This window comes from Cobetia sp. PDI-12MA (assembly GCF_059507695.1).
The window spans coordinates 3,197,917-3,223,547 of the sequence record NZ_CM183351.1 but is presented as its reverse complement, the minus strand read 5'-3'; the positions used below and the strand labels follow the sequence as shown (position 1 = coordinate 3,223,547).

Sequence of the window (25,631 nt, the reverse complement as noted above, 5' to 3'; positions counted from 1 at the left end):
AACCTTTGAATGGACGTGATCGGCATGGTTCACCATGACGTGCCCGCGTCCCTTTGCTCATCGTTTCAGTGCTGCGGTATGCCCGCAGGCAGGAGTCAGTGTGGCCATCGCCGTCGTCGATCCCAGTCAGTATGAACAGCAGCTCGCCGAGAAGGCCGAGCAGACCCGCGCACGTTTCGCTGCCTTCGATGCGCCGGAACTCGAGGTATTTCCCTCGCCGCCCAGCCATTACCGCATGCGTTGCGAGTTCCGTATCTGGCACGAGGATGATGACCTCTACTACGCGATGTTCGAGGTCGAGTTTGACGACGAAGGCAACAAGAAGAAGACGGTCGTGCGCATGGACGACTTTCCGGTCGCCAGCCAGCGCATCAATGAGTTGATGCCGCTGCTGCGTGAGCGCCTCAAGGCAAGCCCGGTATTGCGCGAGCGTCTGTTTCAGTGCGAGTTCCTCACCACTCTGAGCGGCGAGGCACTGGTCACGCTGATCTACCATCGCAAGCTCGGCGAAGACTGGGAAGCCGAGGCGCGCGCGCTGGAAGAAGAGCTCGATATCATGATCATCGGGCGTTCGCGCAAGCAGCATATCGTGCTGACCCGCGATCACGTCTTCGAGCGTCTCGAGGTCGATGGCCGCGAGTACATCTATCAGCAGGTCGAGAACAGCTTCACCCAGCCCAATGCCGAGATCTGCCGCTCGATGCTCAGCTGGGCACGAGACGTGACCCATCCTGACAAGGCGCAGGCGGAAGGCCGTGAGCAGGGCGATCTGGTCGAGCTCTACTGCGGCAACGGCAACTTCACCATCGCGCTGGCCGAGAACTTCCGCCGCGTGCTGGCCACCGAGATCTCGCGCACTTCCGTGGCCTCGGCGCAGGTCAACCTGGCGGCCAATAGCATCGACAATGCCCAGGTGGCGCGCATGTCGGCCGAGGACTTCTCGCTGGCGCTGGCAGGCGAGAAGGCGGGCCGTCGTGTCGCGGAGATGGACCTCGACAACCACGACTTCCGCACCGTGCTGGTCGATCCGCCGCGTGCCGGCCTCGATGCCGACAGCTGCGAGCAGACCGCGCGCTACGAGCGTATCGTCTACATCTCCTGCAACCCGCAGACGCTGATCGACAACCTTGAGGTGCTGTGTCGCACGCACCGTATCGAACGCTTCGCGCTGTTCGATCAGTTCCCGTATACCGACCACCTCGAGTGCGGTGTCTATCTGGTGCGCAGATAAGCGCGTCATCAAATCGGCAACTGTCGTCACGCCCGCATGGGTCAGGCATCGCGCCAATCGTTTGAAAAACCAGAGCTCCGTCGTCATCTACCTGTCAGGTAGGGGACGACGGGGCTTTTTTTGCGCACATGACAGTCACCCGAATTAGACTTTCGTTTCATGCGCGGACCGCCAAGTCAATACCCGATGCACAGATGTAATGCTGCATGACCAATATGGAACAGGCATGGGGCAGAGGCGCAGACTGCGCTAGTCTGTGATGCACTGCATGAGTCTGTGCTGCAACGCCTTTTGGCCGGCGCAGACTCTCTATGACTATTTTCCCTGATACATCCATCAGGTCAGTCGAGGTGATTGATGCTACACGTGGCGACGGACGGCAAGCAGGAATTTCTTGCGCAGCTCGAAGAGCAGCTGGACAAGCGACTTCCCAAGGACAAGGTGGACGTGATCGCGGCGTTTGCGCGCGACTATCACGCAACGGCCTCCTTCGAGGACATGGCCGAGCGCAAGCTGGATGACCTCTACGGTTCCACCCTGGCCGTATGGCACTTCCTGCAGAGCTTTGAGGCTCCCAAGGTGCGTGCCTACAACCCGGACTTCGAGAAGCATGGATGGCAGTCGACGCACACCATCATCGAAGTGCTGCACCCGGACATGCCGTTCCTGGTCGATTCCGTGCGTATCGAGCTCAATCGTCGTGGCATCACCGTCCACGCCATCCACAACGCCGTGCTGGCAGTCGCACGTGATGACGCTGGCCAGCTGGAGCGCGTGACGGCACCGCGTGCCGAGAACGCCCCGCAGCACCGCGAGTCGCTGATCTACATCGAGGTCGATCGTCACAACGACGCCGAGACACTGGAAGACCTCGAGACCAGCCTGCGTGAAGTGCTGGCCGAAGTGCGCGTTGCCGTCGCTGACTTCGACGCCATGCGCAGCCAGGGCGCCCAGGCGCTGCAGGAGCTGCGTGACAACCGTCCGCCGACCGTCTCCGAGGCTGACCACCAGGAAGCCTGCGACTTCATGCAGTGGATGGGCAACGACCACTTCACCTTCCTGGGCTATGACGAGTACACCGTCGACGAGCAGGAAGACGGCACCCGTGTGCTGAACAAGGTTGAAGGCTCCGAACTGGGCGTGCTCAAGCTGGACCTCGAGCGCTATCACGAGCAGTCCCGTCACCAGCAGAGCGTCAACAGCGATCAGTACGTGCTGATTCCGGAACTGCTGTCCTTCGCCAAGAGCGCCTTCCACGCCCGCGTGCACCGTCCGGCCTACCCGGACTACATCACCGTCGAGCGCTTCGATGAAGAAGGCCGCGTGATCGGCGAGCGCCGCTTCCTGGGGCTCTACACCTCCACGGTGTACAACCAGAGCCCGCGCAACGTGCCGATTCTGCGTCGCAAGGTGCAGGACGTCATGGAAGCCGCCGGCGTCAACCCGAAGGGCCACAATGGCAAGCACCTGCTGCAGATTCTGGAAGTCTATCCGCGTGATGATCTCTTCCAGATCTCCACGGACGAGCTGACCCGTACCGCCACCAGCATCCTCAACATCCGCGAGCGTCGTCGCGTGCGTCTGATCGTGCGTGAAGACCGCTTCGGCAAGTTCTTCTCGGTACTGGTGTTCGTGCCTCGCGACGTCTATTCCACCGACCTGCGCGTGCGCATCCAGAATCTGCTCTGCGAAGAGCTGAACGCCACCTTCGGTGACTTCACGCCGTATCTTTCCGAGTCCGTGCTGACGCGTATCCAGTTCATTCTGCGCTTCAAGGGCGATGAACCGGGCCAGTACGACATGCGCGCGCTGGAGAACAAGATCGCTCAGCTGGCCCGCAGCTGGCGTGACGAATTGCACGCCGCCATGGTCGAAGGCTTCGGTGAAGAGCAGGCCAACGAGCTGATGACTCGCTACCGTGATGCCTTCCCGGGCAGCTACCGTGACGACTTCTCGCCGCGCACCGCCGTCTATGACGTGGGCCACCTGCGCGCGCTGGACGAAGGTCAGGCCGTCGGCCTGAGCACCTATCGTCTGGTCGAGGACGACAACTCCGGTGTCAACCTGAAGCTGTTCCACAAGCATCAGCCGATTCCGCTCTCCGACGTACTGCCGGTGCTCGAGAACCTCGGTCTGCGTGTCATCGGTGAGCGTCCCTACGAGATCACCCGCACCGATTCCTCCTGCTGGGTGCACGATTTCGATCTCGAGCATCACGGCAAGGGCGCGGTCGAGCTCTCCGAAGTGCGCGAGAGCTTCATCGAAGCCTTCAAGAAGATCTGGTCCGGCGAAGCCGAATCCGATGCCTTCAACCGCCTGATCATCGGCTCTGGCCTGGACTGGCGTGAAGTGGCGATGCTGCGTGCCTACGCGCGTTACCTGAAGCAGATCCGCTTCGGTCTCTCCCAGGCCTACATCGCCAATGCGCTGGGCAGTCATCCGGACATCACTCGCGAGCTGGTGCAGTTGTTCAACCTGCGCTTCGACCCGCAGGGTCAGGGTGGCGAGGATGACGTCAACGCCTGTCGCGAGCGCATCAATGGTCTGCTCGACCAGGTCTCCAGCCTGAACGACGACCGCCTGCTGCGTCGCTACGTCGACCTGATGATGGCCACGCTGCGTACCAACTTCTTCCAGCCGGCAGAAGATGGCCAGGCCAAGGACTACATCAGCTTCAAGCTCGACACGCGCAGCATTCCTGACGTGCCGAAGCCGCGCCCGATGTTCGAGATCTTCGTCTACTCGCCGCGTGTCGAAGGTGTTCACCTGCGTGGCGGCAAGGTCGCACGTGGTGGCCTGCGCTGGTCTGACCGTCATGAGGATTTCCGCACCGAGGTGCTGGGTCTGGTCAAGGCACAGCAGGTCAAGAACGCGGTCATCGTGCCGGTCGGCGCCAAGGGCGGTTTCGTCTGCAAGCGCATGCCGGAAACCACCGACCGCGACGTGATCCAGAAGGAAGGTATCGCCTGCTACCAGATCTTCATCCGCGCACTGCTCGACATCACCGACAACCTGTCCGGTGGTGACGTGGTGGCCCCGACGGCCGTCGTGCGCTATGACGAAGACGATCCCTACATGGTCGTCGCGGCCGACAAGGGCACCGCGACCTTCTCCGACATCGCCAACGCCATCTCCAACGAGTACGGCTTCTGGCTGGGCGATGCCTTCGCCTCCGGTGGCGCCAACGGTTACGACCACAAGGGCATGGGCATCACCGCCAAGGGCGCCTGGGTCAGCGTGCAGCGTCACTTCCGCGAGATGGGCATCAACATCCAGGAAGATGAGTTCAGTGTTGTCGGTATCGGTGACATGGCCGGTGACGTCTTCGGCAACGGCATGCTGCTGTCCGAGAAGATCCGCCTGGTCGGTGCCTTCAACCACCGCAACATCTTCGTCGATCCGAATCCGGACACCGCGAAGAGCTTCGCCGAGCGCGAGCGTCTGTTCCGTCTGCCGCGTTCCAGCTGGGACGACTACGACAAGAGCCTGATCAGCGAAGGTGGCGGTCTGTTCTCGCGTGATGCCAAGACCATCGCCATCAGCCCGCAGATGAAGGAAGTCTTCGACATCAGTGCCGACCATCTGGCGCCCAACGAGCTGATCAATGCGATGCTCAAGGCGCAGGTCGACCTGATCTGGAACGGCGGTATCGGTACCTACGTCAAGGCCTCCACCGAGACCCACGCCGAGGTTGGCGACAAGGCCAACGATGGCCTGCGCATCGACGGCCGTGAGCTGCGCTGCAAGGTAGTGGGCGAAGGCGGCAACCTGGGGCTGACCCAGCGTGGGCGCATGGAAGCCGCGGCCAAGCGTGGCGTGCGCGTCAACACCGACTTCATCGACAATGCCGGTGGCGTGAACTGCTCGGATCACGAGGTCAACATCAAGATCCTGCTGGATGACATCGTCGCCCGCGGTGACCTGACCGACAAGCAGCGCAACCAGCAGCTGGCCGAGATGACCGACGAAGTCGGCGAGCTGGTGATCAAGGACAACTATCGCCAGACCCAGGCGCTGTCGCTCTCCGAGCAGCAGTCCAAGGAAGGCATGGGCGTCTTCCGTCGCTTCATCAATGAGCTGGAAGCGGCCGGCACCCTGGACCGTGAACTCGAGTTCCTGCCGTCCGATGAGGCGCTGATCGAGCGTTCCAACGCCGGTGAAGCCCTGACCCTGCCGGAACTGTCCGTGCTGGTCTCTTACGCCAAGAGCGATCTCAAGACCAGCTTGATCGCCTCTGACGTGCCGGACGACAGCTACGTGCAGCAGCACCTCGAGCGCGCCTTCCCGCGCGTGCTGATGGAGCGCTTCCCGGAAGAGATGTATCAGCACCGTCTGAAGCGTGAAATCGCCGCGACCCAGATCGCCAATGACCTGGTCGACCACATGGGCATCGCCTTCGTGCGTCGCCTGGAAGACACCACCGGTGCCGACAAGGCGGAAATCGCGCGTGCCTACATCGTGGCGCGTGACAGCTTCAATCTGGAAGCGCTGTGGACCCAGATCGAGGCCCTCGATCACCAGGTGCCGGCAGAACTGCAGTACCGCATGATGGGCGATCTGATGCGCCTGATGCGTCGTGCCACTCGCTGGTTCCTGCGTCAGCGCAGCGCCATGGGCGTCAAGGAATGCATCGGCCACTTCGCCCCGCGTCTGGCTCAGCTCTCCGAGAGCATCGGAGAGCGTCTCAAGGGCGAAGCCCGCGAGAACTGGGAAGCGCGTCGCGACAGCTATGTCGAGGCAGGCGTGCCGGAGGCCCTGGCCAGCACCATCGCCGCGACCTCAAGTCTCTATGCAGGGCTTGGCATCATCGAGGCGGCCAAGGCGACCGGCGAGAAGATCAATCGCGTGGCAGAAGCCTTCTACGGCATCGGCCATCGTCTGGAGCTGCCGTGGGTCGGTGACAAGATCAACGGCCTTGAGGTGCAGGACAGCTGGCAGGCGCAGGCACGTGAGAGCTTCCGCGATGATCTCGATCGTCAGCAGCTGGCCCTGACCGTCAGCGTGCTCAAGCAGGACAATGCACCGCGCGAGATCGATGAGCGTGTCGACAGCTGGATGGCCAGCCACGAGAGTCTGGTCAGCCGCTGGTGCTCACTGCTCGGCGAGATGAAGGGCGGTGCTCAGCTGAGCTTCCCGCTGTTCGCGGTCGCCCTGCGCGAGCTGGTCGATCTGGCCGAGTCCAAGCGCGAAGCCTGATGCATTCGGCCTCGAATGCAGCAAGAGCTGACGCAAGTGGCGAGTAGTTGATGACTCGCTGATAGAAGCCCTCACCCCCGGTGAGGGCTTTTTCATGGGGGATAAATAAAAAATTGATAGCTGAAGCCTGCGGTAAGGTAACTGTCGCCAGCTGTCTGGTATGCTGAATGGCGACCAGTGCAGAGACTGATACAGGCCCTGATGGTGGCATCCTTTTCTGCAGACCCTGTTTTCAGTCCTTGATTTTCAGACCCTCATTTCAAGTCTCGGAGTCGCTGCGGCGCTCGCTGGAGGCTTCTGTTTTCTAAGCATCAGTACAACAAGGCAGAGACACCATGTCATATCGTGCATTACCCCTCGCCTGCGCCTTCGCGCTCGGTCTGTCCACGCTGGCATCCCAGGCCGTGCTGGCCGATGGCAGCCCCGCTCAGCAGCGTGCAGAAGAAGCGGCAGGCAAGCTGGACATCTCAAAGTTCCTCAAGCCGCGCAGTGATGCCCACAGCCAGAACTTCCTGTTCGGCGGCACCAGCGTGCACCAGTTCACCATCAAGGAAGCCGGGCGTTACGAAATCGATGGCGTCGCCAGTTTCGATGTGACCGACCCCTATACCATGAAGGCCACGCTCGAGAGTGAGCAGGGCGAGGTCGTGGCCACTGCAGAAGGTGACAGGGCCTCCGATGGCTTGAACATGAATGCCGAGCTGGAGCCGGGCGTCTACAAGCTGCGTGTGCGCGCCGACAAGCTGGGGGCTGGCAAGTCCGGCGGCAACACCTATGAAATCAACGTCGCAGGCCTGAGCGAGAGTGGCGAGAAGCTGTCTGCCGAGGAAAGCGGCATCGAGACCGGCAACGGCCTGGTCTTCCTCGACACCGATGGCGATGGCCGTCGTACCGCCTTCGTCGATGCCAACGATGAAGTCGCGACCATCAAGCCGGCCACCGTTGCCGCTGCCGAACAGGCCGCCCGCGAGAAGAAGGCGGCCGAGACAGGCAATGCGGCAGCTGAAGGCGCTTCTGCCACGGGCGCCGCCGCCACTACTACTTCGGCAGCCGCGACTGCTGCAGCCGAGACGTCTGCCGCTGCTGCCACGGGCAGTGCTGCCGTGACGGAAGCCGAAGCGGAGCCGGATCGTCGTTTCGACGAGATCGTCACTGACGTGCGCATTCTCGAGAAGGGCGAGGTCATGACATTCGATGTCGCGGACCGTGGCACCGTGACCATCGACAGCGAGACCTTCCCGGGCAGCGAAGGCACCTACAAGCTGCAGATGCGCCTGTTGGACGAGAGTGGCAACACCGTCGCCAGCGACAAGGGCGAAGGCTTCCAGGGCGACTTCCACCTCAAGACCGTGCTGGAGCCGGGGCGTTACACCGTCTGGGTCAGCGGTCAGAAGTTCGGCTCCTCCATGCAGGGTGTCAACAACTACACCGTGCGCGTGCAGCAGCTCGACGTGAAATGATCTGCATGGCATGACTCCGGCATAGTCGGGTGTGACACCAGGGCGGCCCAGCGGGCCGCCCTTTCTTGTTGCCCTGAGCATGAGCAATGGTGTCGGCCTTGGCGTGAGCGATTTTATCGACAGCAGCGCGAGCATGCCGGCGCACAGTGTCTGTCCCCACGGGCTTCGGGTATACTTCGCGCCCAGCTATGCTGTCGTCACGACCCTGCCGCCCGCTGTCTGGAGATCATCATGTACTCGTTTGCTCGCTCGCTTCTCTTCAAGCTCGACCCGGAAACAGCTCATGGTGTGACGCTGAGTGCGCTGGACATGGCACATCGCCTCGGCATGGCGCGCGGTCTGGGCGGTGAAGCGCCACGTGATCCGGTCTCGCTGATGGGGCTCGAGTTCCCCAATCGCGTTGGCCTGGCGGCAGGTCTCGACAAGAATGCCGATCACCTCGATGCGCTCGCCGCTCTGGGCTTCGGCTTCGTGGAGGTCGGCACGGTGACGCCGAAAGGGCAGGACGGCAATCCCAAGCCACGTCTGTTCCGGTTGCCGGAGCATCAGGCGATCATCAACCGCATGGGCTTCAACAATGCCGGGGTCGAGCATCTGGTCGCGAAGGTCAAGGCCAGTCAGGCGCGTGCTGCCTCTGGTATCGTGCTGGGGATCAACATCGGCAAGAACCTGACCACGGCGGTGGATGATGCATTGAGCGACTATCTGGTCTGCCTCGATGCCGTGCATGCTCACGCCGACTACATCACCGCCAATATCTCGTCGCCCAATACCCCGGGGCTGCGCAATCTTCAGTTCGGTGATCATCTCAGCCAGCTGCTGGCCGGGCTTCGCCAGCGTTGCGATCAGCTCGATGCCGAGCGCGGCAGGAAGGTGCCGCTGGTGATCAAGATCGCGCCCGACATGGACAGCGAGGAAATCCTGTTCGTGGCGCGGGCGTTGGCGGACAACGGCATCGATGGTGTCATCGCCACCAACACCACCATCGAGCGCACGGCAGTCGCGGGAAGTCCGCATGCGCAGGAGGCGGGCGGACTTTCCGGCGCCCCGGTGCGTGAATCGTCGACGCGGGTGATTCGTGGCCTGCGTGAAGCGCTGCCGAACATGCCGATCATCGGTGTGGGAGGGATCACCGATGGCGAGAGTGCGCGCGAGAAGATCGCCGCGGGGGCGGATCTGGTGCAGCTTTACTCCGGGCTGATCTACCGCGGCCCGGTATTGGTCGGTGAGTGCGCGCGCGCACTGGAGAAGGCCGATACCCTGATCAAGGTGTGATCCAGCCTGGGTTCCGTCGCAGCGTGATGCTGGTATCTCCCACTCACGGCGCTTTAAGAGACTGCGAGTGGGGGAAGGGCTGACACGGAAAAGCCGCCTCCTGACATCAGAAGGCGGCCTCGGTACCGGCGTGAATGATGATATGACAACGGCAGGGAAGTGATGCGTGATCTGCCGTTGTCGTGTTGGCTGCCATGTCCAGCCAGCGTGCACGATGCGAAGCGCTTTTGCCGTCAGAAACGGCGGTTGGGGGTTGGCCCCTTGAGCTCATCGGGTGCGTGGATGGTTGAAGCAGGCCTGGAAAGAACCTGCTGATGCAGTCAAGGTGAACGTTTGCCCGTGTCGTGCTCCGCGCTGGACCGTCGTCCTCGCAGGCCGTCGCCTGCTGCGCCTTCTCTTCTGGAGCCATACCACGATTGAAACGACACGAGCGCCAACATCTCGGCCTTTCAGGAAGTGAAGCGAGTTGGCCCCATTGCCTACTGCGTCTCTTGCCTGTCAGTGCCGCGCGTCATCAAGATAGAAATAAGGCGTTACCTCCCTGGTGATTTGACGTGTCGCTGGGCGACTTCCGTGGGATTTTCCGGGTGATGTCGCTAAACCGACTCACCGTGAACACCTCGAGTCCTCTCTGTACGTGCCAGCCGGCCCTGTAACTTGTCAGGAGGCGGTGGCGTGATGCCGGAGAATCCGCTTGGGCAGCGCTTCAGGCTGCGTCGGCGGGGTGAAGGGCGCCAGGCGCCGTATTGCCAGTGTCATTCCGTGACGAGCCGCTTTCCTGAAATGGGATGACCTCCTAGTCGCGTATGATGAACCTTGGCGTCATGCGGTGCTCAGCTGAGCACCATGGGGTTCTTGTGGATGCCGGAGACGCCGGTCATTCCCGACCATTGGTCTCCGCGGCCTTCACGCCAGCCGCTCATCCAGAATTCACGTAGATTGACATCGATACTGGGACAATCATCACGGGAACGGCCGGTGACACCAGCCTTGTAGCCGTGAACATAGGCACGCTGAAAGCGATCACGTTTCTGTCTCTTCATGGATGACCTCTAAGTGAGAACCCATCGGCACTGCGTGTCAGTGATGGCGAGACATACCCGGCGAGACCTTGTCTGGCCGCGGTTGTCCTGCCATTGGACATGCCGAGTGAGAGAGTTGGCCGATGCCCTGTCGGGCACTGCCGGCCTCGTGCATCATCACCTCGCGTCGTTGGCCATTCTTGTCGGAAAAGGTCACGAGTGTGAGATGATGGAAGGTCTTGCCTGTATATGCTCGAGCGTGATGGTGAAAGAGCGACTGCCTTGCCGTGCCGGAAGTCCGATCTCCTGAGCGGCACAGACAGGCTGCCCGAATGAGGCTCGTGTCCCTTGATCCTCGATTTCGCATGGCGTGTCACCTTTCCGAATTGCAGCTACACCTATAGTTTTTAGAACACTGCCTCTGGCTTGTCGACAGCCGTATAGGAATATCGCTAGTGCCAGAAGCCAACTCACAGGAATAAGTCCGGCGCCTGCCGGTGAGATATTCATGACTGATACGACCTCTGCGACTACACCCCGCGCGCCCAGCAACTCGCTCTCTACCTGGTTTGCGACCTGCCCACGTGGCATCGAAACGCTGCTGGCCGATGAGCTGACGGCTCTGGGTGCCGAGGTGACTGGCACGACCGTCGCTGGCGTACACTTCAACGGTAGCCAGGAAACCGCCTACCGCACCATCCTGTGGTCGCGACTGGCCAACCGCATCATTCGTCTGCTCACTCGCGTGGGTGGCGTCGATACTGGCGAGCAACTGCGCAAGGCGAGTGCGGGTGTCGATTGGGCGATGGAGTTACCGGATCGTGCATCCATCGCCGTCGATTTCCACGGAACATGGAAAGATATTCGCCACACCTTCTTCGGTGCCCAGACCGTCAAGGACGGCATCGTCGAGGCGATGTTCGAGGAAGGCCGCAACAAGCCGACCGTCGATGGCAAGAATGCAGATCTGCGCATCTACGCGCACCTGCACAATGGCTACATCACCCTGGGCATCGACCTCGTGGGGCGCAGCCTGCATCAGCGTGGCTACCGTCCTGATCTCGCCCATGCGCCGCTCAAGGAGAACCTGGCGGCGGCCCTGTTGATGCGGGCCGACTGGCCGGCGCGTGCGGCGCGTGGCGAGAGCCTGGTCGACCCGATGTGCGGCTCCGGCACGCTGTTGATCGAAGCAGCCTTGATGGCGGCGGATATCGCGCCGCAGTCGCTGAACCAGGAGTTCGCCTGCCGCCACTGGGGGCGCCATGACGAGCGCATCTGGAAGGGCCTGTGGGAAGAGATGGAGCAGCGTGCCATTGCCGGGCGCCGCAAGGTCACCGCACGTCTGTTCGGTCGCGATCACAGCCCGCAGGCGATTTCTGCCGCGCGCTCCAACGCCATGCGTGCCGGCATTCCGGCGCTGATCGAGCTGGAAGGCGCCTCCGTCGCCGAGCTGACCTGTCCCGAGGGCGCCACCACTGGCCTGGTGATGACCAACCCGCCCTACGGTGAGCGTCTGGGCGAGCTGCCGGCACTGGTGCCGCTCTACGCAAGCCTCGGTGAGCGCATGAAACGTCACTTCGGCGGCTGGACGCTGGCCATGTTCACCGGCAACCCGGATCTCGGCCACCGCCTCGGCCTGCGTGCGCATCGCCAGTATGCCTTCCGCAACGGTCAGCTCGACTGCAAGCTGTTGATGATCGATGTGGCGGCGCGTGAGCGTACGGCCGATGAAGACAGCGTGGCCGAAGATGCCCGCAGTCAGCCCGCGCTGAGCGAGGGCGGCCAGATGTTCGCCAATCGCCTCAAGAAGAACCAGAAGTCACTGGCACGCTGGCTCAAGCAGAGCGGTACCACCTGTTATCGCCTCTACAATGCCGACATGCCGGAGTACGCGCTGGCCATTGATATCTATGGCCGTCATGTGCACGTTCAGGAATACACGCCGCCCAAGTCCGTGGATGCCAGTCAGGCGCAGCGCCGTCTGATGGATGCACTGGCGGCGATTCCGCAGGTGCTGGGCTGCTCGCCCAACGATATCCACATCAAGCAACGCACGCGTCAGGCAGGCAAGGCGCAGTACACGCGTCAGGACAGCTCCGGTCAGCGTATCGAGGTGCAGGAAGGCGATGCCAGGCTGTGGGTGAATCTCAAGGATTACCTGGATACCGGCCTGTTCCTGGATCACCGTCCGGTGCGCAAGCTGCTGGGCAAGGAAGCGGATGGCAAGCGGGTGCTCAACCTGTTCTGCTATACCGCGACGGCCACCGTGCATGCGGTGCTGGGCGGTGCCAGCGAGAGCGTCAGCGTCGACATGTCCAATACCTATCTGGACTGGGGGCGCGAGAACTTCAAGCTCAACGGCATCAGCGAGAAACGCCATCAGCTGGTGCGTGCCGACTGCCTGAAGTGGCTGGAGCGCTCCCGCGAGGAGTTCGACCTGATCTTCCTCGACCCGCCGACCTTCTCCAATTCCAAGAAGATGGAAGGCACCCTGGATATCCAGCGTGATCACGCGCGCCTGATCGACCTGGCGATGGCCAGTCTGGCGCCGGGCGGCACGCTGATCTTCTCCAACAACCATCGTCGCTTCGTGATGGATGACAGCGTCAGCCAGCACCATGTGGTGGAAGACCTGTCGCGCAAGCTGCTGGACCCGGACTTCAAGCGTCGTCCGGATATCCACCACGTCTTCCGCATCCGTCGCGCCAGCGATGTGAAGGGCTGAGCGATGGCCAGCGTCCCGCTGTGGCTCTACACCACGGCGGGCTGTCATCTGTGCGCTCGGCTGGAAGCCACGCTGCAGGCGCTGGGGGCGGATATCACGCTCACGCGGGTCGAGATTGCCTTCGATGCGCAGCTGAGCGAGCGTTACGCGACGCGCATCCCTGTACTGGCGAGCGCCTCGGGTGCGGAGTATTCGCTGGCCGATGGCGAAGAGGTGTTGCCGGAGTGGTTGCGCGCGCAGGGTGTCGAAAAGGGCATCGAGCAGGGTGTCGAAATGACGCCCCCGGCCGAGCACGACTCAGCCATTGAGCCGCAGGGCCCCACCCTGCGCAATGGGCGTCGCTTTCTGCGCTGAGAGGCGCAGGCGTGTCGCGTGATGCTGGTGAAAAAAGACCGCCGCTACCTCAGGGTAGCGGCGGTCTTTTCGTGTCCGGCACCGTGCTGCGCACTAGCTCTCCAGCAGTGACATCTGGCGCATGGCGTCTTCGGCTTCCGGGCTGTCGGCCGTGGCCTCCAGCACCTTGGTGTAGCCGCGTGAGGCCTGGATGTGGGCGAGGTCGCTGACCCAGGTCATGGCCTGCTCGTGGCTTTCGGCGAGATCGTGCTTCAATCCGCCGAACTGGGTGCCGATCTGGCCCCATGAGCGGCTGACGATCCAGTCGCCGAACATGTCCTGATGCACATGGACCAGAACGTAATCGTGGTGGCTTTCCCAGCGGATGATCACGCGTGACTCCCGAGGCGAAACGATGGTGGCTGGACTCAATCATGAGCTTGTGACGCCCGTTGCGTGCGCCTAAGATGGCACGGCGGCGGGCAAGCAAGCATACCATTGTAATCTTCACGTGCCTTGCGGCAAGGTGTGAAGTCACTCAGGCGCACATGTTGGCCCGTGAACCCGCAGCGACACTCATTGCCACAGCAAGGAAAGGCAACAGATGCACATCATCGTGGACGATAACGTCCCTCTGGCAGAGGAATTCTTCTCCGAACTGGGAGAGGTGACCTGCATGCCGACTCGCGAGATCACCAATGCCGTCCTCAAGGACGTCGACATGCTGATCTGTCGCTCTACCTTGCGCGTGGATCAGGCGCTGTTGGAAGGAACGCGGGTGCGCTTCGTCGGCTCGCCGATCATCGGCACCGACCATGCCGATCTCGAATGGCTCGCAGCCAACGATATCCACTTCACCAACGCGCCGGGCTGCAATGCCGACTCGGTGGTGGATTACGTGCTGTCGTCGCTATGGCATCTGGCCGAGCAGGAAGGGCTGGATCTGCAGCTGGACCGCCGCTTCGGCGTGGTCGGAGCCGGGCAGGTCGGGTCACGGCTGGTCAAGCGTCTCGAGTCGCTGGGTGCCGAGGTGCTGGTCTGTGACCCGCCGCGCGCCGCGCTTGAGGGCCAGAGCGATGCGCGTCCCGAGAAGTCCCGCTTCGTGGACCTCGATGAGCTGGTCGCCGAGTGTGATGTCATCTGCGTGCACACCCCGATGGTCACCGGTGGCGAGCATCCGACCCATCATCTGATCAATGCCGAGCGTATCCGCGCCATGAAGCCCGGCAGCGTGCTGCTGAGTGCCGGCCGCGGTGGCTGTGTCGATACCGCGGCGCTCAAGCAGCGCCTCAAGGAGCAGGCTGATCTGCTGACCGTGCTGGATGTGTGGGAAAACGAGCCGGATATCGATGCCGAGCTGGCCGCACTGGTGGACATTGCCACGCCGCACATCGCCGGGCATAGCCTGGATGGCAAGATGCAGGGCACCGAGATCATCTATCAGCAGGCCTGTCGTCACTTCGGGCTGCCGGCGCGCCGCAAGCTGGGTCAGCTCAAGCCGGACCCGTGGCTGCGCAAGCTGGTGCTGACGGGCTGGGCACCGCCGGAAGAGGCGCTGGGACTCTGCGTACGCGCCTGCTATGACGTGCGCCGCGATGCGCTGGGTCTGCGTCGCTATCAGCGCCGTTTCGGCAATGCCGAGGGGTTCGTGCGTTATCGACGCGAATATCCGCTGCGTCGCGAGTTCTCCACATTGCGTGTCGAGCTCAAGAAGAATGCCCGCGAACTGCGAGAGGTGCTCGAGGGCTTCGGTTTCTCCCGCGTCAAGCTGGTCAGCAAATGATCACGGCGTGATTCGCAAGGCGCCCTGCCACGCCCCCGTCAGCCCTGCTGGCGGGGGCGTTCGCATTGTGGAGGTCGCTTTATGGACGAGGGCCTTGCTACATGCCTGCATCCATGACCGTTTCGGTCTTCGACCTTGGTCGATATAATGCGCCCCAGATCGCCTGGCGACACGCGCAGGGGTTGGCCTTGACGGCATGCCTCGCCTGACGCTGCGGCGTTGCTCCCCATTCTCCGTGTCTTCTGCCATGCCCGTCACCACGCGGCGTGTCGGCGTCCTCATTCCTTGAAGATGGTGTCTTGTATGCAACAACACCCTGATAACTCTGCTGAGGACGGCGGCTATCGTCCGCCTTCTCTGCTGGATGCCCTGATTCCCATCGTGCTGGTCATCGCCATGCTGGTGCTGGCGGTGGTGCTGTTCGGTGCCGATGCCTCCTGGGGACCGAATCAGGTCGCGCTGCTGTCCGGCGCGATGATCGCAGGGATCATCGGCCTCAAGAATGGCTATCGCTGGAGCGATATCGAGGAGGGAATCAACAAGGGCATCCAGATATCGCTGGGGGCGATCCTGATCCTGCTGGCGGTCGGCGCGATGATCGGCACCTGGATTCTCGGCGGCACCGTGCCGGCGATGATCTACTACGGCCTGGACGTGATCGCGCCGCAGTACTTCTATGCCTCCGCCTGTCTGCTGTGCGCGCTGGTAGCGCTGTCGGTGGGTAGCTCGTGGACGGTCGCCGGTACCATCGGCATCGGACTGATAGGTATTGCCGATGGCCTGGGGCTATCCGAAGCGATTACCGCCGGCGCGGTGATCTCCGGGGCCTACTTCGGCGACAAGCTCTCGCCGCTGTCCGATACCACCAATCTGGCGCCGGCAGCGGCCGGCACCACGCTGTTCGCGCACATTCGTCACATGCTGTGGACGACCGTGCCCAGCATCCTGCTCGCGCTGGCAGGCTTTCTGTGGCTCGGCCACGACTCCGTCTCCAGTCTGCAGACGCCGGAGCAGGTCGCCAACCTGCGTGCCCAGCTGGGCGAGCAGTTCAACATCGGCCTGCACCTGCTGATTCCGCTTCTGGTGCTGCTGGTGATGGCCGTGCGTCAGATGCCCGCCTTCCCGGCCATCTTCATCGGCGCGGCGCTGGGCGCCGTCTTCGCGGTCATCTTCCAGCCGCAGGCGGTGGTGGGGCTGGCAAGCGTCACTGACATGTCCACCGCCATGGCGCTGCTCAAGGGCGTGTGGATGTCGATGTTCGATGGCTATGTCTCCCACAGCGGTGATGAGGTGATCGACTCGCTGCTCTCCAAGGGCGGCATGAGCAGCATGCTCAACACCGTGTGGCTGATCCTGTCGGCGATGACCTTCGGTGGTGTGATCGAGCGCCTTGGCCTGCTGGAGCGCCTGGTGCAGAGCCTTCTGGGCGCGACACGCAACGCCGGTTCGCTGGTCATCACCACACTAGGCACCTGCCTGGCCTCCAACGTGGTAACCGGGGATCAATACATCTCGGTCATCCTGCCGGGGCGCATGTATCGCGCCGAGTTCCGTCGTCGTCGCCTGGCGCCGGTCAACCTGTCACGCGCGCTGGAAGATTCCGGCACCATCACCTCGCCGCTGATTCCCTGGAACAGCTGCGGCGCCTACATGGCGGCCACCCTCGGCGTCGCGACCTTGAGCTACCTGCCCTTTGCGCTGTTCAACCTGATCAATCTGGCGCTGGCGGTGGCCTATGCCATGGTCGGCTTCAAGCTGGAGCGCCTTGAAGAGGGCGAGGGGACTGAAGGCGTTGAGCCGACACCGCTGGCCGAGTCGCTGGTGCTGGATACGCCCCACGAGACCTCGGAGTCACGCTGACCAGTTCCGATGTATGGAGAGAAAAAGCCCGCCACGTGGATCACGTGGCGGGCTTTTTTACGGCTCAAGGTCAGGGTGCAGCTGTTTTGCTCAGCGCTCAATCCGCGCACTGGTGCTGCAGAAGACGCGCGAGAAAGTCACGGTATCGCTCAAGTTCCGCCATCTCGATGTATTCGTCTGCCTTGTGGGCCTGCGCGATGGAGCCGGGCCCACACACGACGGTGGAGAAGCCGCGGTCCTGGAACCAGCCCGCTTCCGAGCAGAAGCCGACGCCACAGCGCTCACTCTGTCCCGTCAGGGCGAAGGCCAGCGCTTCTGCCTTGCCGTCGGGTTCCGGGGTGAGTGCCGGCACCGAGGCATAGTCCTCCAGTGTCTGGATGCGGCAGTCGGCTGAATGCTGCTGCATCTCGCGCGCCAGTTGCGCGGTGAAGTCATCGAAGCGTGCACGCACCGCGTCAGGCGGATCACTGGGCAGATTGCGCAGCTCCCAATGAAGGCGAGCGTCCTTGGCAATGATATTGGGGGCATTGCCGCCCTGCATGGCACTGACGTGCAGGGTGGAATAGGGCGGCTCGAACAGCTCTCCCCGGGTGGCATTGATGCGCAGCTCGTTTGCCGTGCGCTCGAGTGCCGAGATGATGCGCGCGGCGTAGAAGGTGGCCGAGACGCCAAGGTCTGGCCGGCTTGAATGGGCCGGGACGCCTGTCACCTCAGTGCGCCAGGAGTGCACGCCCTTGTGCGCTGACACCACGCGGCCTTGCGTCGGCTCGCCGATGATGACAGCGGCGACCTCGGGAAGTGTCTCGCGCATGTGGTCGATCAGCGGCAGGCAGCCCATGCAGGTGCTTTCTTCGTCATAGGAGAAGGCAAGATGGATCGGCCGCTTGAGAGGTGATGCGAGAAACTGCGGCACCATCGCCAGGCACAGCGCGATGAAGCCCTTCATGTCCACCGAGCCGCGACCGTAGAGGCGCCCCTCCTTGAGCGTGGCCTGGTACGGTTCCTGCGACCAGGTCTGCCCCGTGACGGGCACGGTGTCGGTGTGACCGGAAAGCACTACGCCCCCGGCGACGGGCGGCCCTATCGTCGCCAGCAATGAAGCCTTGTCGCCCTCGGCATTCGGCAGCACGGTCGCCTGGATGCCGTGCTCGGCCAGCAGGTCACGCACGAAGTGGATCAATGCCAGATTGGAGCGGTCCGACGTGGTATCGAAGGCGATGAGGCGAGTGAGGATATCGAGGGCGCGTTGCATGTCAGGCCTCATGAAGCGTGGCGTTTCTCGAGGGTGCGAAAGCCGAGGGTGATCAGTCCCGCGATGACGAGATAGATCAAGGCCATCAGCAGTAGCGGCTCGTAGACGATATAGGTTTCCTGGCGGATACGCCCGAAGACGGCATAGGTGTCGATGGCGGAAATGGTCGCGACCAGTGGCGTCGCCTTGAGCTGGATGATCAGCTCGCCATTCAGCGTGGGCAATACCCGTTGTACGGCTCTGGGCAGCCAGATGCGTCGGAGAATGCTGAAGGGAGACATGCCCAGCGAACGAGCCGCCTCAAGCTCGCCGCGCGGTACGCCGGCAAAGGCGCCGCGCATGACCTCGCCTTCATAGCCCGCGAACGACAGGGTCAATGCACAGAAGGCGTAGATCCACGGATCTGCCAGCACCGGCCACAACCAGCTGCCACGCAAGCCGGGGATATACGGAAACAGAGACCCCAGTCCGTAGTAGAGGATCCACAGCTGCAGCAGCAACGGGGTGCCGCGAATCAGATTGCAGAATCCCCGCGCCAGCCACGCCAACGGGCGCGGCCCTCGTGCCTGCGCCAATCCCAGCGGAACGGCCAGCAGGAAGCCCGCCACACTGGTGGAGACCAGCAGCAAGAGCGTCAGCAGTATGCCTTTGCCGATCTCGCCTCGGTACTGGGCGACCCACTCCCAGTGCATCTGGGTACCGATCACCACCAGGGTGGCGACGACAATCGCGATCAGGATGAGGCGATGGGGCGGAAGTCTGGGCTCAGCCATGGTGGGCCCCCTTGTCCATGCGACGCTCCAGTGTCTTGAACAGCAGGTTGGAGGCAAGCGATACGATCAGATAGAGCGCCCCCGCGGCGCCGAGAAACAGCAGGTAATGGCGGGTGGAGCCGGCCGCCTGACGCGAGGCCAGTGTCAGCTCCGTGAAGCCCACGACCGCCAGCAGTGCGGTGTCCTTGGTCGCGATCAGCCATAGATTGGAGAGGCCCGGCAGGGCGCCTGGCAGCAACAATGGCAGCGTGATGCGGCGCAGGATGGTGAAGGGGGGCATGCCATGCGCCAGTGCGGCCTCATGCATCCCCTTGGGGATGGCATTGATGGCGCCGCGGATGACCTCGGTGGCATAAGCGCCCTGAACCAGAGCGATGACGGCCACGCCGGCGACGAAGGGGCTGACCTCGAGGGGGCCGAGGCCGACGGCGTTCGCCAGATGGTTCAGGGCATCGGGCGCCGCGAAATACACCAGCAGGATCAGTACTAGCTCGGGAACCGCGCGTATCACCGTCGTATAGCCGGTGAGCAGATCGCGGGTGACGGGGCCACCCGAGATCTTGCCCGCAGCGCCCGCCATGCCGATCACCAGGCCAATCAGATAGCCGCTCGCCGCCACCTGCAGCGATAGCACCAGACCATCCAGCAGAGCGCCTCCCCAGCCCGGCGGCGTCAGCGACAGCAGCTCGCCGATGCTCATGTTGCGATAGTCAGCCATGCAATTTCCTCATGCGGTATGGCGAAGTCGAGACGAGACGGTATCAATCTCCGTAGATATCGAAGTCGAAGTACTGCTTGCTGATCTCGTCATAACGCCCGCTGGCACGAATCTCGGCGATACCGGCATTCAGGCGCTCCAGCAGCTCGCCATCATCCTTGCGTACGCCGAATCCAACGCCGGACCCCAGGATGCTCTCGTCGTGCGCGACATTGCCCTTCATGTCACAGCACAGCTCGCCATCGTCAGTCGCGAGATAGCCATCCAGCACCAGGATATCGGCCAGGGTGGCATCGATGCGTCCGGCGAACAGGTCCTGATTGGCCTCGTCCTGGGTCTGGTATTCACGCACTCGAGTGTCGGGGAAGTGGCGCTTGGCATAGGTCTGATGAATCGAGGCCGACTGCACGCCCAGTGTCTTGCCGGCCAGTCCTTCTGGCGTCGGCGTGATCTCGTCGCCCTTGGCACCCATGACGGCAGCGCTGGTCTGGTAGTACTTGTCCGAGAAGTCGATGACCTTTCGGCGTTGCTCGGTGATGGAGAGTGAAGCGGCGATCGCATCGATCTTGCGGGTGGTCAGCGCCGGAATCAGGCCATCCCAGGAGGAGGTGACAATCTCGCACTCAAGCTCTGCCGCGGCACAGACGGCATTGGTGATATCAACTTCCCAGCCGGTCACGCTGCCATCGGACTGCGGAGTGGCAAAGGGCGGGTAGGGTTCGCTGGCGAAGCCGACACGTACGACGTCGGCCTGGGCGGTAGTGCAAAGGGTCAGGGCGACGGCGCCCAGAGAAGCGATAGCGGACAGGGATTTCATTGTTGATTTTCTCCTGGTTCAGGTAATCGAGCCGATGAACTGCTTGAGGCGCTCGGAAGAGGGGGTGCGAAATATCTGGTCGGGGGTGCCCTGGGCCTCGATGTTGCCCTGGTCGAGGAAGATGACCTTGTTCGCGACATCAGCGGCGAACTTCATCTCATGGGTGACGATGACCATGGTGCGTCCTTCGGCAGCCAGATCGCGCATCACCTCGAGCACCTCGCCGACAAGTTCGGGATCCAGTGCCGAGGTCGGTTCATCGAATAGGAGCACCTCCGGGGACATGGCCAGGGCTCTGGCGATGGCGCCACGTTGCTGCTGGCCACCGGAAAGCGTCCTCGGGTTGGCCTGGCGGTGGGAGTACAGTCCGACGCGCTCCAGCAGCTGGTGAGCATGCTCCCGAGCTTCTGCGCGGGACTGACCGAGCACCTGAATCGGCGCTTCCATGAGGTTCGCTTCGAGGGTCATGTGAGGCCAGAGATTGAAGTTCTGGAAGACCATCGCCAGGCGAGCTCGCAGCAGACGCAGCTGTCGGCGATTGACGGGTTCGAGTCGCTGACCGCGCCGCCGCAGCGCCACGTCCTCGCCCAGCAGGCGCAAGGCCCCGTCGCTGGGTGTCTCGAGCAGGTTGATGCAACGCAGCAGGGTGGACTTTCCCGAGCCGCTGCTGCCGATCAGTGAGATCACGTCACCACGCTGGGCGGTGAGGTCGATGCCCTTGAGGACTTCGCGTCCAGCAAAGGACTTCCAGAGGCCGCGAATGTCGATGACGGCATCGTCATTCGTGTCGGTCATCGGAGTGACAGGAGAGTGAGGCACGCGCGAGTCCTCTGATTGATCTTGTTGTTATGCACTCGGATACTGATTATGCAGTTGCATAAAGTCATGTGTCTGTATAAAACTATGCATCTGTGTAAAAATTATGCATCTGTATAACATTCGGGTCAATTGTGACTGACAGACCATCAAAATGAGGTTTCCTCCATGTCGAATACCCCTGCCTCCACCCGATTCGGTTGCCACTCGATGGCCGCTCGAATGACGCGTGTCCTGATGCGTCGTCCTGGCGACAGCCTGCGCAATGCCGATCCGGCGGTCTGGCATTACAACCACTACTTCAATGCCGAGAAAGCCATCAGTCAGTACCAGGCTCTGGTCGAGATGGTGGAGGAGAGCGGTGCCGAGATCGTCTGGATGGAGGACACCAATGATGGGCTGTCAGATGCCATGTTCACCCGCGATGCCTCGGTGGTGACGCGTGCCGGCGCCGTGCTGCTCCAGATGGGCAAGCCGCTGCGCCAGGACGAACCGAACCGGCATGGTCAGGTCTACGAGCAGGCCGGCATTCCGGTCATCGGTCGGCTGGAAGGTGAGGCTGCCATCGAGGGGGGCGACACCCTGTGGCTGGATGAGAACACCCTTGTCGTCGGCATGGGCTTCCGCTCCAACCGGGAGGGCGTGCGTCAGCTCAACGCGCTGCTCAATCCGCATGGGATCGAGGTGCTGGGCTTCGACCTGCCCGTCTGGGAGGGCGAGGCGGCCTGCCTGCATCTGATGTCGGTTATCTCGCCGCTGGCGGATGACGCCTATCTGGTACATCCCAAGTTGATCCCCGCTGCACTCTGGACCTTGATGAAAGCGCGCGGTATCCGCTTCGTGATTGCCCCGGAAGAAGAGTTCCATCAGTCGCTGGGCCTGAGCCTCAATGTCATGCCGTTGGCGCCGAACGATTGCGTGATGATCGATGGCTTCCCCGGCACGCGTGCCGTGATGGAAGCCGCCGGCGTGCGTGTGCGCACTTTTGAAGGTGACGCCCTGTGCATGGCATGCGAAGGTGGCCCCACTTGCCTGACCAATCCGATTCTGCGCGAGGGGTAATTCACGTTCCATGGCCAGTCGTCGAGACAACAATGCCCGAGAGGATGACCTGATCGAAGCGACCCTGACCTGCATTGCCAGCGAGGGGATCTCGCGCACGACAGTGCGGCGTGTCGCCGAATATGCCGGTGTCTCGAATGGGTTGATCCGCTTCTATTTCGAAGGCAAGGACAACATGCTCTACGCGGCCTATCGTCGCTTTCTTGAGCGCTTGCTGTCCGATGCCTCCGACACGATAGAAGGACGAGAGCTGGCACCTCATGCAAGGTTGAAGGCCTTTCTTGAGGCCAATCTGTCACCGCCGATCGTGACACCGCAGACGTTGTTGCTGTGGGCCAACTTTCTGCCGCTCACCTATGGCGACCCTCGCATGGCGGAGATTCGCCGCGAGGCCTATCGCGAAACGACCGAGCTGTTCCGTCATCTGGTGGAGGACGTTCTGGTGGCGGAAGGGCGTCAGGAAGACGAGACCCGGCTGCAACATCTGACCATCGCGCTCAACGGGCTGGTCGATGGCCTGTGGATCGAGGGCGCCCTGCGGGGTGATTCGCTGAACGTGGGCGAGATGCAACAGATAGGCCTCGACGCTGCCGTGAATCTGCTGGGGCTGTCGGGGTGGGAAGCGGTGGCATGAGAGGCGGCCTGCCGAGCGGCGCCCACTGACAGAAAAGCCCGCCATGTGGATCACGTGGCGGGCTTTTTGCTGTCTGCAGGGGCCAATCAGGCCGTGCGGGATTGGCGGAGCTTACTTGTAGGCAGCGGCCTTGAGCGCGGCGATACGCTCATCCAGCGGCGGGTGGCTGGCGAACAGTTGCTCCATCAGCTTGCGGCTCTTGCCGGTGGTGATGGCGAAGGCGGTCATGGTGTCGGGCATCTGGTCCGGCAGCTCATGTTCCTGCTTGAGGCGAGCCAGGGCATTGATCATCGAGCCGCTGCCCGCCAGACCTGCGCCTGCGGCATCGGCACGGTATTCGCGCCAGCGCGAGAACCAGGCGACGATCATCGAGGCCACCAGGCCCAGCACCATTTCCAGTACGAACACGACCGCCATGTAGCCGAAGAAGCCAAGGCCGCCATTCTCGTCATCGCGCTTGAGGAAGGCGTCGATGGCGTGTGCGGCGATACGCGCGAAGAACATCACGAAGGTGTTCACCACGCCCTGGATCAGCGTCAGCGTCACCATGTCGCCGTTGGCGACGTGACCGATCTCGTGCGCCAGCACGGCGCGCACTTCCTCGGGACGCATGCGATTGAGCAGGCCGGCCGAGACGGCGACCAGCGCATCATTGCGGTTCCAGCCGGTGGCGAAGGCATTGGATTGCTGCGCCGGGAAGATGCCGACTTCCGGCATCTTGATGCCTGCGTCGCGCGCCAGTTCTCCGACGGTGTCCAGCAGCCAGCGCTCGGTGTCATTCTGCGGCTGTTCGATGATCACGGTGCCGGTCGAGGACTTGGCCATCGTCTTGGACAGGAACAGCGAGATCACGGAACCGGCCATGCCGATGATGAAGCAGAAGATCAGCAGTGCCGTGTAGTTGATGCCGTTGGCTTCCATGTAGCCATCGAAGCCCAGCAGGCGCAGCGTGACACTGGCCAGCAGCACCACCGCCAGGTTGGTGATCAGGAAAAGGGCTATCCGCATCATGGGGTCAGGTCTCCAATGCCAATATATCGGTAGGGCGCAATTATCTGCCCGCGATACTGACAGTGAGATGAATCACTGGCGGTGGCGCGGGCAGAATCTGCGTCGATAGTCTGCAAGAACGGTTTGCAAGGACAGCAAGGTATCACCACTGGAGGCGACCTGCGTAGCCCCTTGATCGCGGGGGCTGAGCCGACGTCAGGCCTTGCGACGTCGCGCCAGGAAGCGGCCGAGGCGTTCGATGGCTTCTTCCAGCTGGTCGGCGTAGGGCAGGGTCACGATGCGCAGGTGGTCCGGATTCGGCCAGTTGAAGGCGGTGCCCTGCACCAGCAGCATCTTCTCTTCCAGCAACAGCTCCAGCACCATCTGCTGATCGTCCTCGAAGGGATACATCTCGGGGTCGAGACGCGGGAACATGTAGAGCGCGCCCTTGGGTTTCACGCAGCTGACGCCGGGTATCTCGTTGAGCTTCTTCCAGGCTGCGTCACGCTGGGCCAGCAGACGTCCGCCCGGCAGTACCAGGTCATTGATCGACTGATAGCCGCCGAGCGCCGTCTGGATGGCGTGCTGCGCCGGCACATTGGCGCACAGGCGCATGCTGGCCAGCATGTCGAGGCCGGAGATGAAGTCGGCCGCCGGGCGCTTGTCGCCTGAGAGAATCATCCAGCCGGAGCGGAAGCCCGCGCAGCGGTAGCTCTTGGACAGCCCGTTCATGGTCACGATCAGCAGATCATCGGCCAGCGCGCCGGTGGAGACGTGCTCGGTGCCGTCGTAGAGGATCTTGTCGTAGATCTCGTCAGAGAACACCACCAGACCGAATTCGCGCGCGACCTGCAGGATGTCCTTCACCACCGCGGGCGGATAGACCGCGCCGGTCGGGTTGTTCGGATTGATCAGCACGATGCCCTTGGTGTGGCTGGTCACCTTGGCGCGGATGTCCTCGATGGAGGGCGCCCAGTCCTGTGCTTCGTCACACAGATAGTGCACGGCGCGACCACCGGCCAGGTTGGCGGCAGCAGTCCATAGCGGGTAATCCGGCGCCGGTACCAGCAGCTCGTCACCATCGTCGAGCAATGCCTGCATGGCCAGCACGATCAGCTCCGAGACGCCGTTGCCGACGTAGATGTCCTCGATCCCGACACCCTGGATATCCTTGCGCTGGCACTCCTGCATGATCGCCTTGCGCGCAGAGTAAAGCCCCTTGGAATCACAATAGCCCTGCGCTGTCGGCAGGTTGCGCATCACGTCCTGCAGAATCTCTTCCGGTGCCTCGAAGCCGAAGGGCGCCGGGTTGCCGATATTGAGCTTGAGAATGCGATGGCCCTCGTCCTCGAGACGCTTGGCGTGCTCGAGAACCGGCCCGCGAATGTCATAGCAAACGTTGTCCAGCTTGTGTGACTTGCGAATTTCGCGGGGCTTTCTTTGCTCGGTATCCATGATGCTTTCCGTAGATCTCCGTCACGTAAGGTGTAGGGGCGAGCGTCCAGCATATCGCGCCGCTGGCCTGCCGCGCCACGGCCAAGGGCCAATAGCGTGGTTAAATTTGTGGTTTGAGATGTTCAGGCAGAAAAAAATCCCGCCAGAGGTTTTCTGACGGGATTTTCAACTGGCATTCAAGCGTCTCCCGCGGGCGGGAGCCAGGCGAGAGTCGCGTTAGCGCCTTGTT

19 protein-coding genes are annotated in these 25,631 nt (G+C 62.4%); 10 read left to right on the top strand and 9 right to left on the bottom strand.

The annotated features are described in order from the left end of the window. Positions 1-100 precede the first annotated feature (100 nt). From trmA to AC5WNI_RS13755, 4 genes are all read left to right on the top strand, one after another. A complete protein-coding gene (trmA, locus tag AC5WNI_RS13770) occupies positions 101-1,231 on the top strand; it encodes a tRNA (uridine(54)-C5)-methyltransferase TrmA (protein WP_175089260.1) in 1,131 nt (376 codons plus the stop codon). 357 nt (positions 1,232-1,588) lie between these two features. After that, a complete protein-coding gene (locus AC5WNI_RS13765; RefSeq protein WP_175089261.1) occupies positions 1,589-6,427 on the top strand; it encodes an NAD-glutamate dehydrogenase in 4,839 nt (1,612 codons plus the stop codon). Positions 6,428-6,762: 335 nt separating this feature from the next. Then, positions 6,763-7,887 (top strand): hypothetical protein, encoded by a 1,125-nt coding sequence (locus tag AC5WNI_RS13760; RefSeq protein WP_175089262.1) that lies wholly within the window; start codon positions 6,763-6,765, stop codon positions 7,885-7,887. Between the two features lie 231 nt (positions 7,888-8,118). Then, the gene (locus AC5WNI_RS13755) at positions 8,119-9,162 is read left to right on the top strand and encodes a quinone-dependent dihydroorotate dehydrogenase (RefSeq protein WP_175089263.1); all 1,044 of its coding nucleotides are present in this window, start codon (positions 8,119-8,121) and stop codon (positions 9,160-9,162) included. A gap of 833 nt (positions 9,163-9,995) precedes the next feature. Here the strand turns inward: AC5WNI_RS13755 and rmf are convergent. After that, positions 9,996-10,205 (bottom strand): ribosome modulation factor, encoded by a 210-nt coding sequence (gene rmf / locus AC5WNI_RS13750; protein WP_043334308.1) that lies wholly within the window; start codon positions 10,203-10,205, stop codon positions 9,996-9,998. A 487-nt stretch (positions 10,206-10,692) separates the two neighbouring features. On the opposite strand from rmf, the gene rlmKL reads away from it, so the two are divergent. Both rlmKL and AC5WNI_RS13740 read left to right on the top strand, forming a co-directional pair. Then, entirely contained in the window at positions 10,693-12,909 is a 2,217-nt protein-coding gene (gene rlmKL, locus AC5WNI_RS13745; RefSeq protein ID WP_495928550.1) for a bifunctional 23S rRNA (guanine(2069)-N(7))-methyltransferase RlmK/23S rRNA (guanine(2445)-N(2))-methyltransferase RlmL, read from the top strand. A 3-nt stretch (positions 12,910-12,912) separates the two neighbouring features. Then, entirely contained in the window at positions 12,913-13,263 is a 351-nt protein-coding gene (locus AC5WNI_RS13740; RefSeq protein WP_175089266.1) for a glutaredoxin family protein, read from the top strand. Positions 13,264-13,356: 93 nt separating this feature from the next. Here the strand turns inward: AC5WNI_RS13740 and AC5WNI_RS13735 are convergent, their stop codons facing one another. Then, positions 13,357-13,635, bottom strand: coding sequence for a WGR domain-containing protein (locus AC5WNI_RS13735; protein WP_043334304.1), 279 nt, complete (start codon positions 13,633-13,635; stop codon positions 13,357-13,359). 211 nt (positions 13,636-13,846) lie between these two features. Here AC5WNI_RS13735 and pdxB point away from each other — a divergent pair, with 211 nt between their 5' ends. Next, complete coding sequence (gene pdxB, locus AC5WNI_RS13730; protein ID WP_175089268.1) at positions 13,847-15,025, top strand: 4-phosphoerythronate dehydrogenase PdxB; 1,179 nt, start codon at positions 13,847-13,849, stop codon at positions 15,023-15,025. Between the two features lie 303 nt (positions 15,026-15,328). Beyond that, positions 15,329-16,885: a Na+/H+ antiporter NhaC gene (gene nhaC, locus AC5WNI_RS13725; RefSeq protein ID WP_175089269.1), complete on the top strand. Its 1,557-nt coding sequence runs from the start codon at positions 15,329-15,331 to the stop codon at positions 16,883-16,885. A 97-nt stretch (positions 16,886-16,982) separates the two neighbouring features. On the opposite strand, the gene argE is transcribed toward nhaC, so the two are convergent. Genes argE through AC5WNI_RS13700 form a run of 5 tightly spaced genes read right to left on the bottom strand, consistent with a single transcriptional unit; the run spans position 16,983 to position 21,240 of the window. Then, the gene (argE, locus tag AC5WNI_RS13720) at positions 16,983-18,137 is read right to left on the bottom strand and encodes an acetylornithine deacetylase (protein WP_487885898.1); all 1,155 of its coding nucleotides are present in this window, start codon (positions 18,135-18,137) and stop codon (positions 16,983-16,985) included. An 8-nt stretch (positions 18,138-18,145) separates the two neighbouring features. Further along, positions 18,146-18,910: an ABC transporter permease gene (locus AC5WNI_RS13715; RefSeq protein WP_175089273.1), complete on the bottom strand. Its 765-nt coding sequence runs from the start codon at positions 18,908-18,910 to the stop codon at positions 18,146-18,148. Beyond that, positions 18,903-19,628, bottom strand: coding sequence for an ABC transporter permease (locus tag AC5WNI_RS13710; RefSeq protein WP_175089275.1), 726 nt, complete (start codon positions 19,626-19,628; stop codon positions 18,903-18,905). Before AC5WNI_RS13710 ends, AC5WNI_RS13715 begins: the two co-directional genes overlap by 8 nt. A gap of 43 nt (positions 19,629-19,671) precedes the next feature. Then, positions 19,672-20,445 carry a transporter substrate-binding domain-containing protein gene (locus AC5WNI_RS13705; protein ID WP_175089277.1) on the bottom strand — a complete coding sequence of 258 codons (774 nt, stop codon included), beginning with the start codon at positions 20,443-20,445 and terminating at the stop codon, positions 19,672-19,674. Between the two features lie 18 nt (positions 20,446-20,463). Beyond that, the gene (locus AC5WNI_RS13700) at positions 20,464-21,240 is read right to left on the bottom strand and encodes an ATP-binding cassette domain-containing protein (RefSeq protein ID WP_175089320.1); all 777 of its coding nucleotides are present in this window, start codon (positions 21,238-21,240) and stop codon (positions 20,464-20,466) included. 189 nt (positions 21,241-21,429) lie between these two features. Here AC5WNI_RS13700 and AC5WNI_RS13695 point away from each other — a divergent pair, with 189 nt between their 5' ends. Next, positions 21,430-22,323 carry a dimethylarginine dimethylaminohydrolase family protein gene (locus tag AC5WNI_RS13695; RefSeq protein WP_217485844.1) on the top strand — a complete coding sequence of 298 codons (894 nt, stop codon included), beginning with the start codon at positions 21,430-21,432 and terminating at the stop codon, positions 22,321-22,323. Between the two features lie 10 nt (positions 22,324-22,333). Then, positions 22,334-22,957, top strand: coding sequence for a TetR/AcrR family transcriptional regulator (locus AC5WNI_RS13690; RefSeq protein WP_175089278.1), 624 nt, complete (start codon positions 22,334-22,336; stop codon positions 22,955-22,957). A gap of 111 nt (positions 22,958-23,068) precedes the next feature. On the opposite strand, the gene htpX is transcribed toward AC5WNI_RS13690, so the two are convergent. Both htpX and AC5WNI_RS13680 read right to left on the bottom strand, forming a co-directional pair. Beyond that, on the bottom strand, positions 23,069-23,968 hold the full coding sequence (gene htpX / locus AC5WNI_RS13685; protein ID WP_175089279.1) for a protease HtpX: 900 nt from the start codon (positions 23,966-23,968) through the stop codon (positions 23,069-23,071). Between the two features lie 195 nt (positions 23,969-24,163). Beyond that, the gene (locus AC5WNI_RS13680; RefSeq protein ID WP_166019970.1) at positions 24,164-25,402 is read right to left on the bottom strand and encodes a pyridoxal phosphate-dependent aminotransferase; all 1,239 of its coding nucleotides are present in this window, start codon (positions 25,400-25,402) and stop codon (positions 24,164-24,166) included. Positions 25,403-25,631 lie beyond the last annotated feature (229 nt).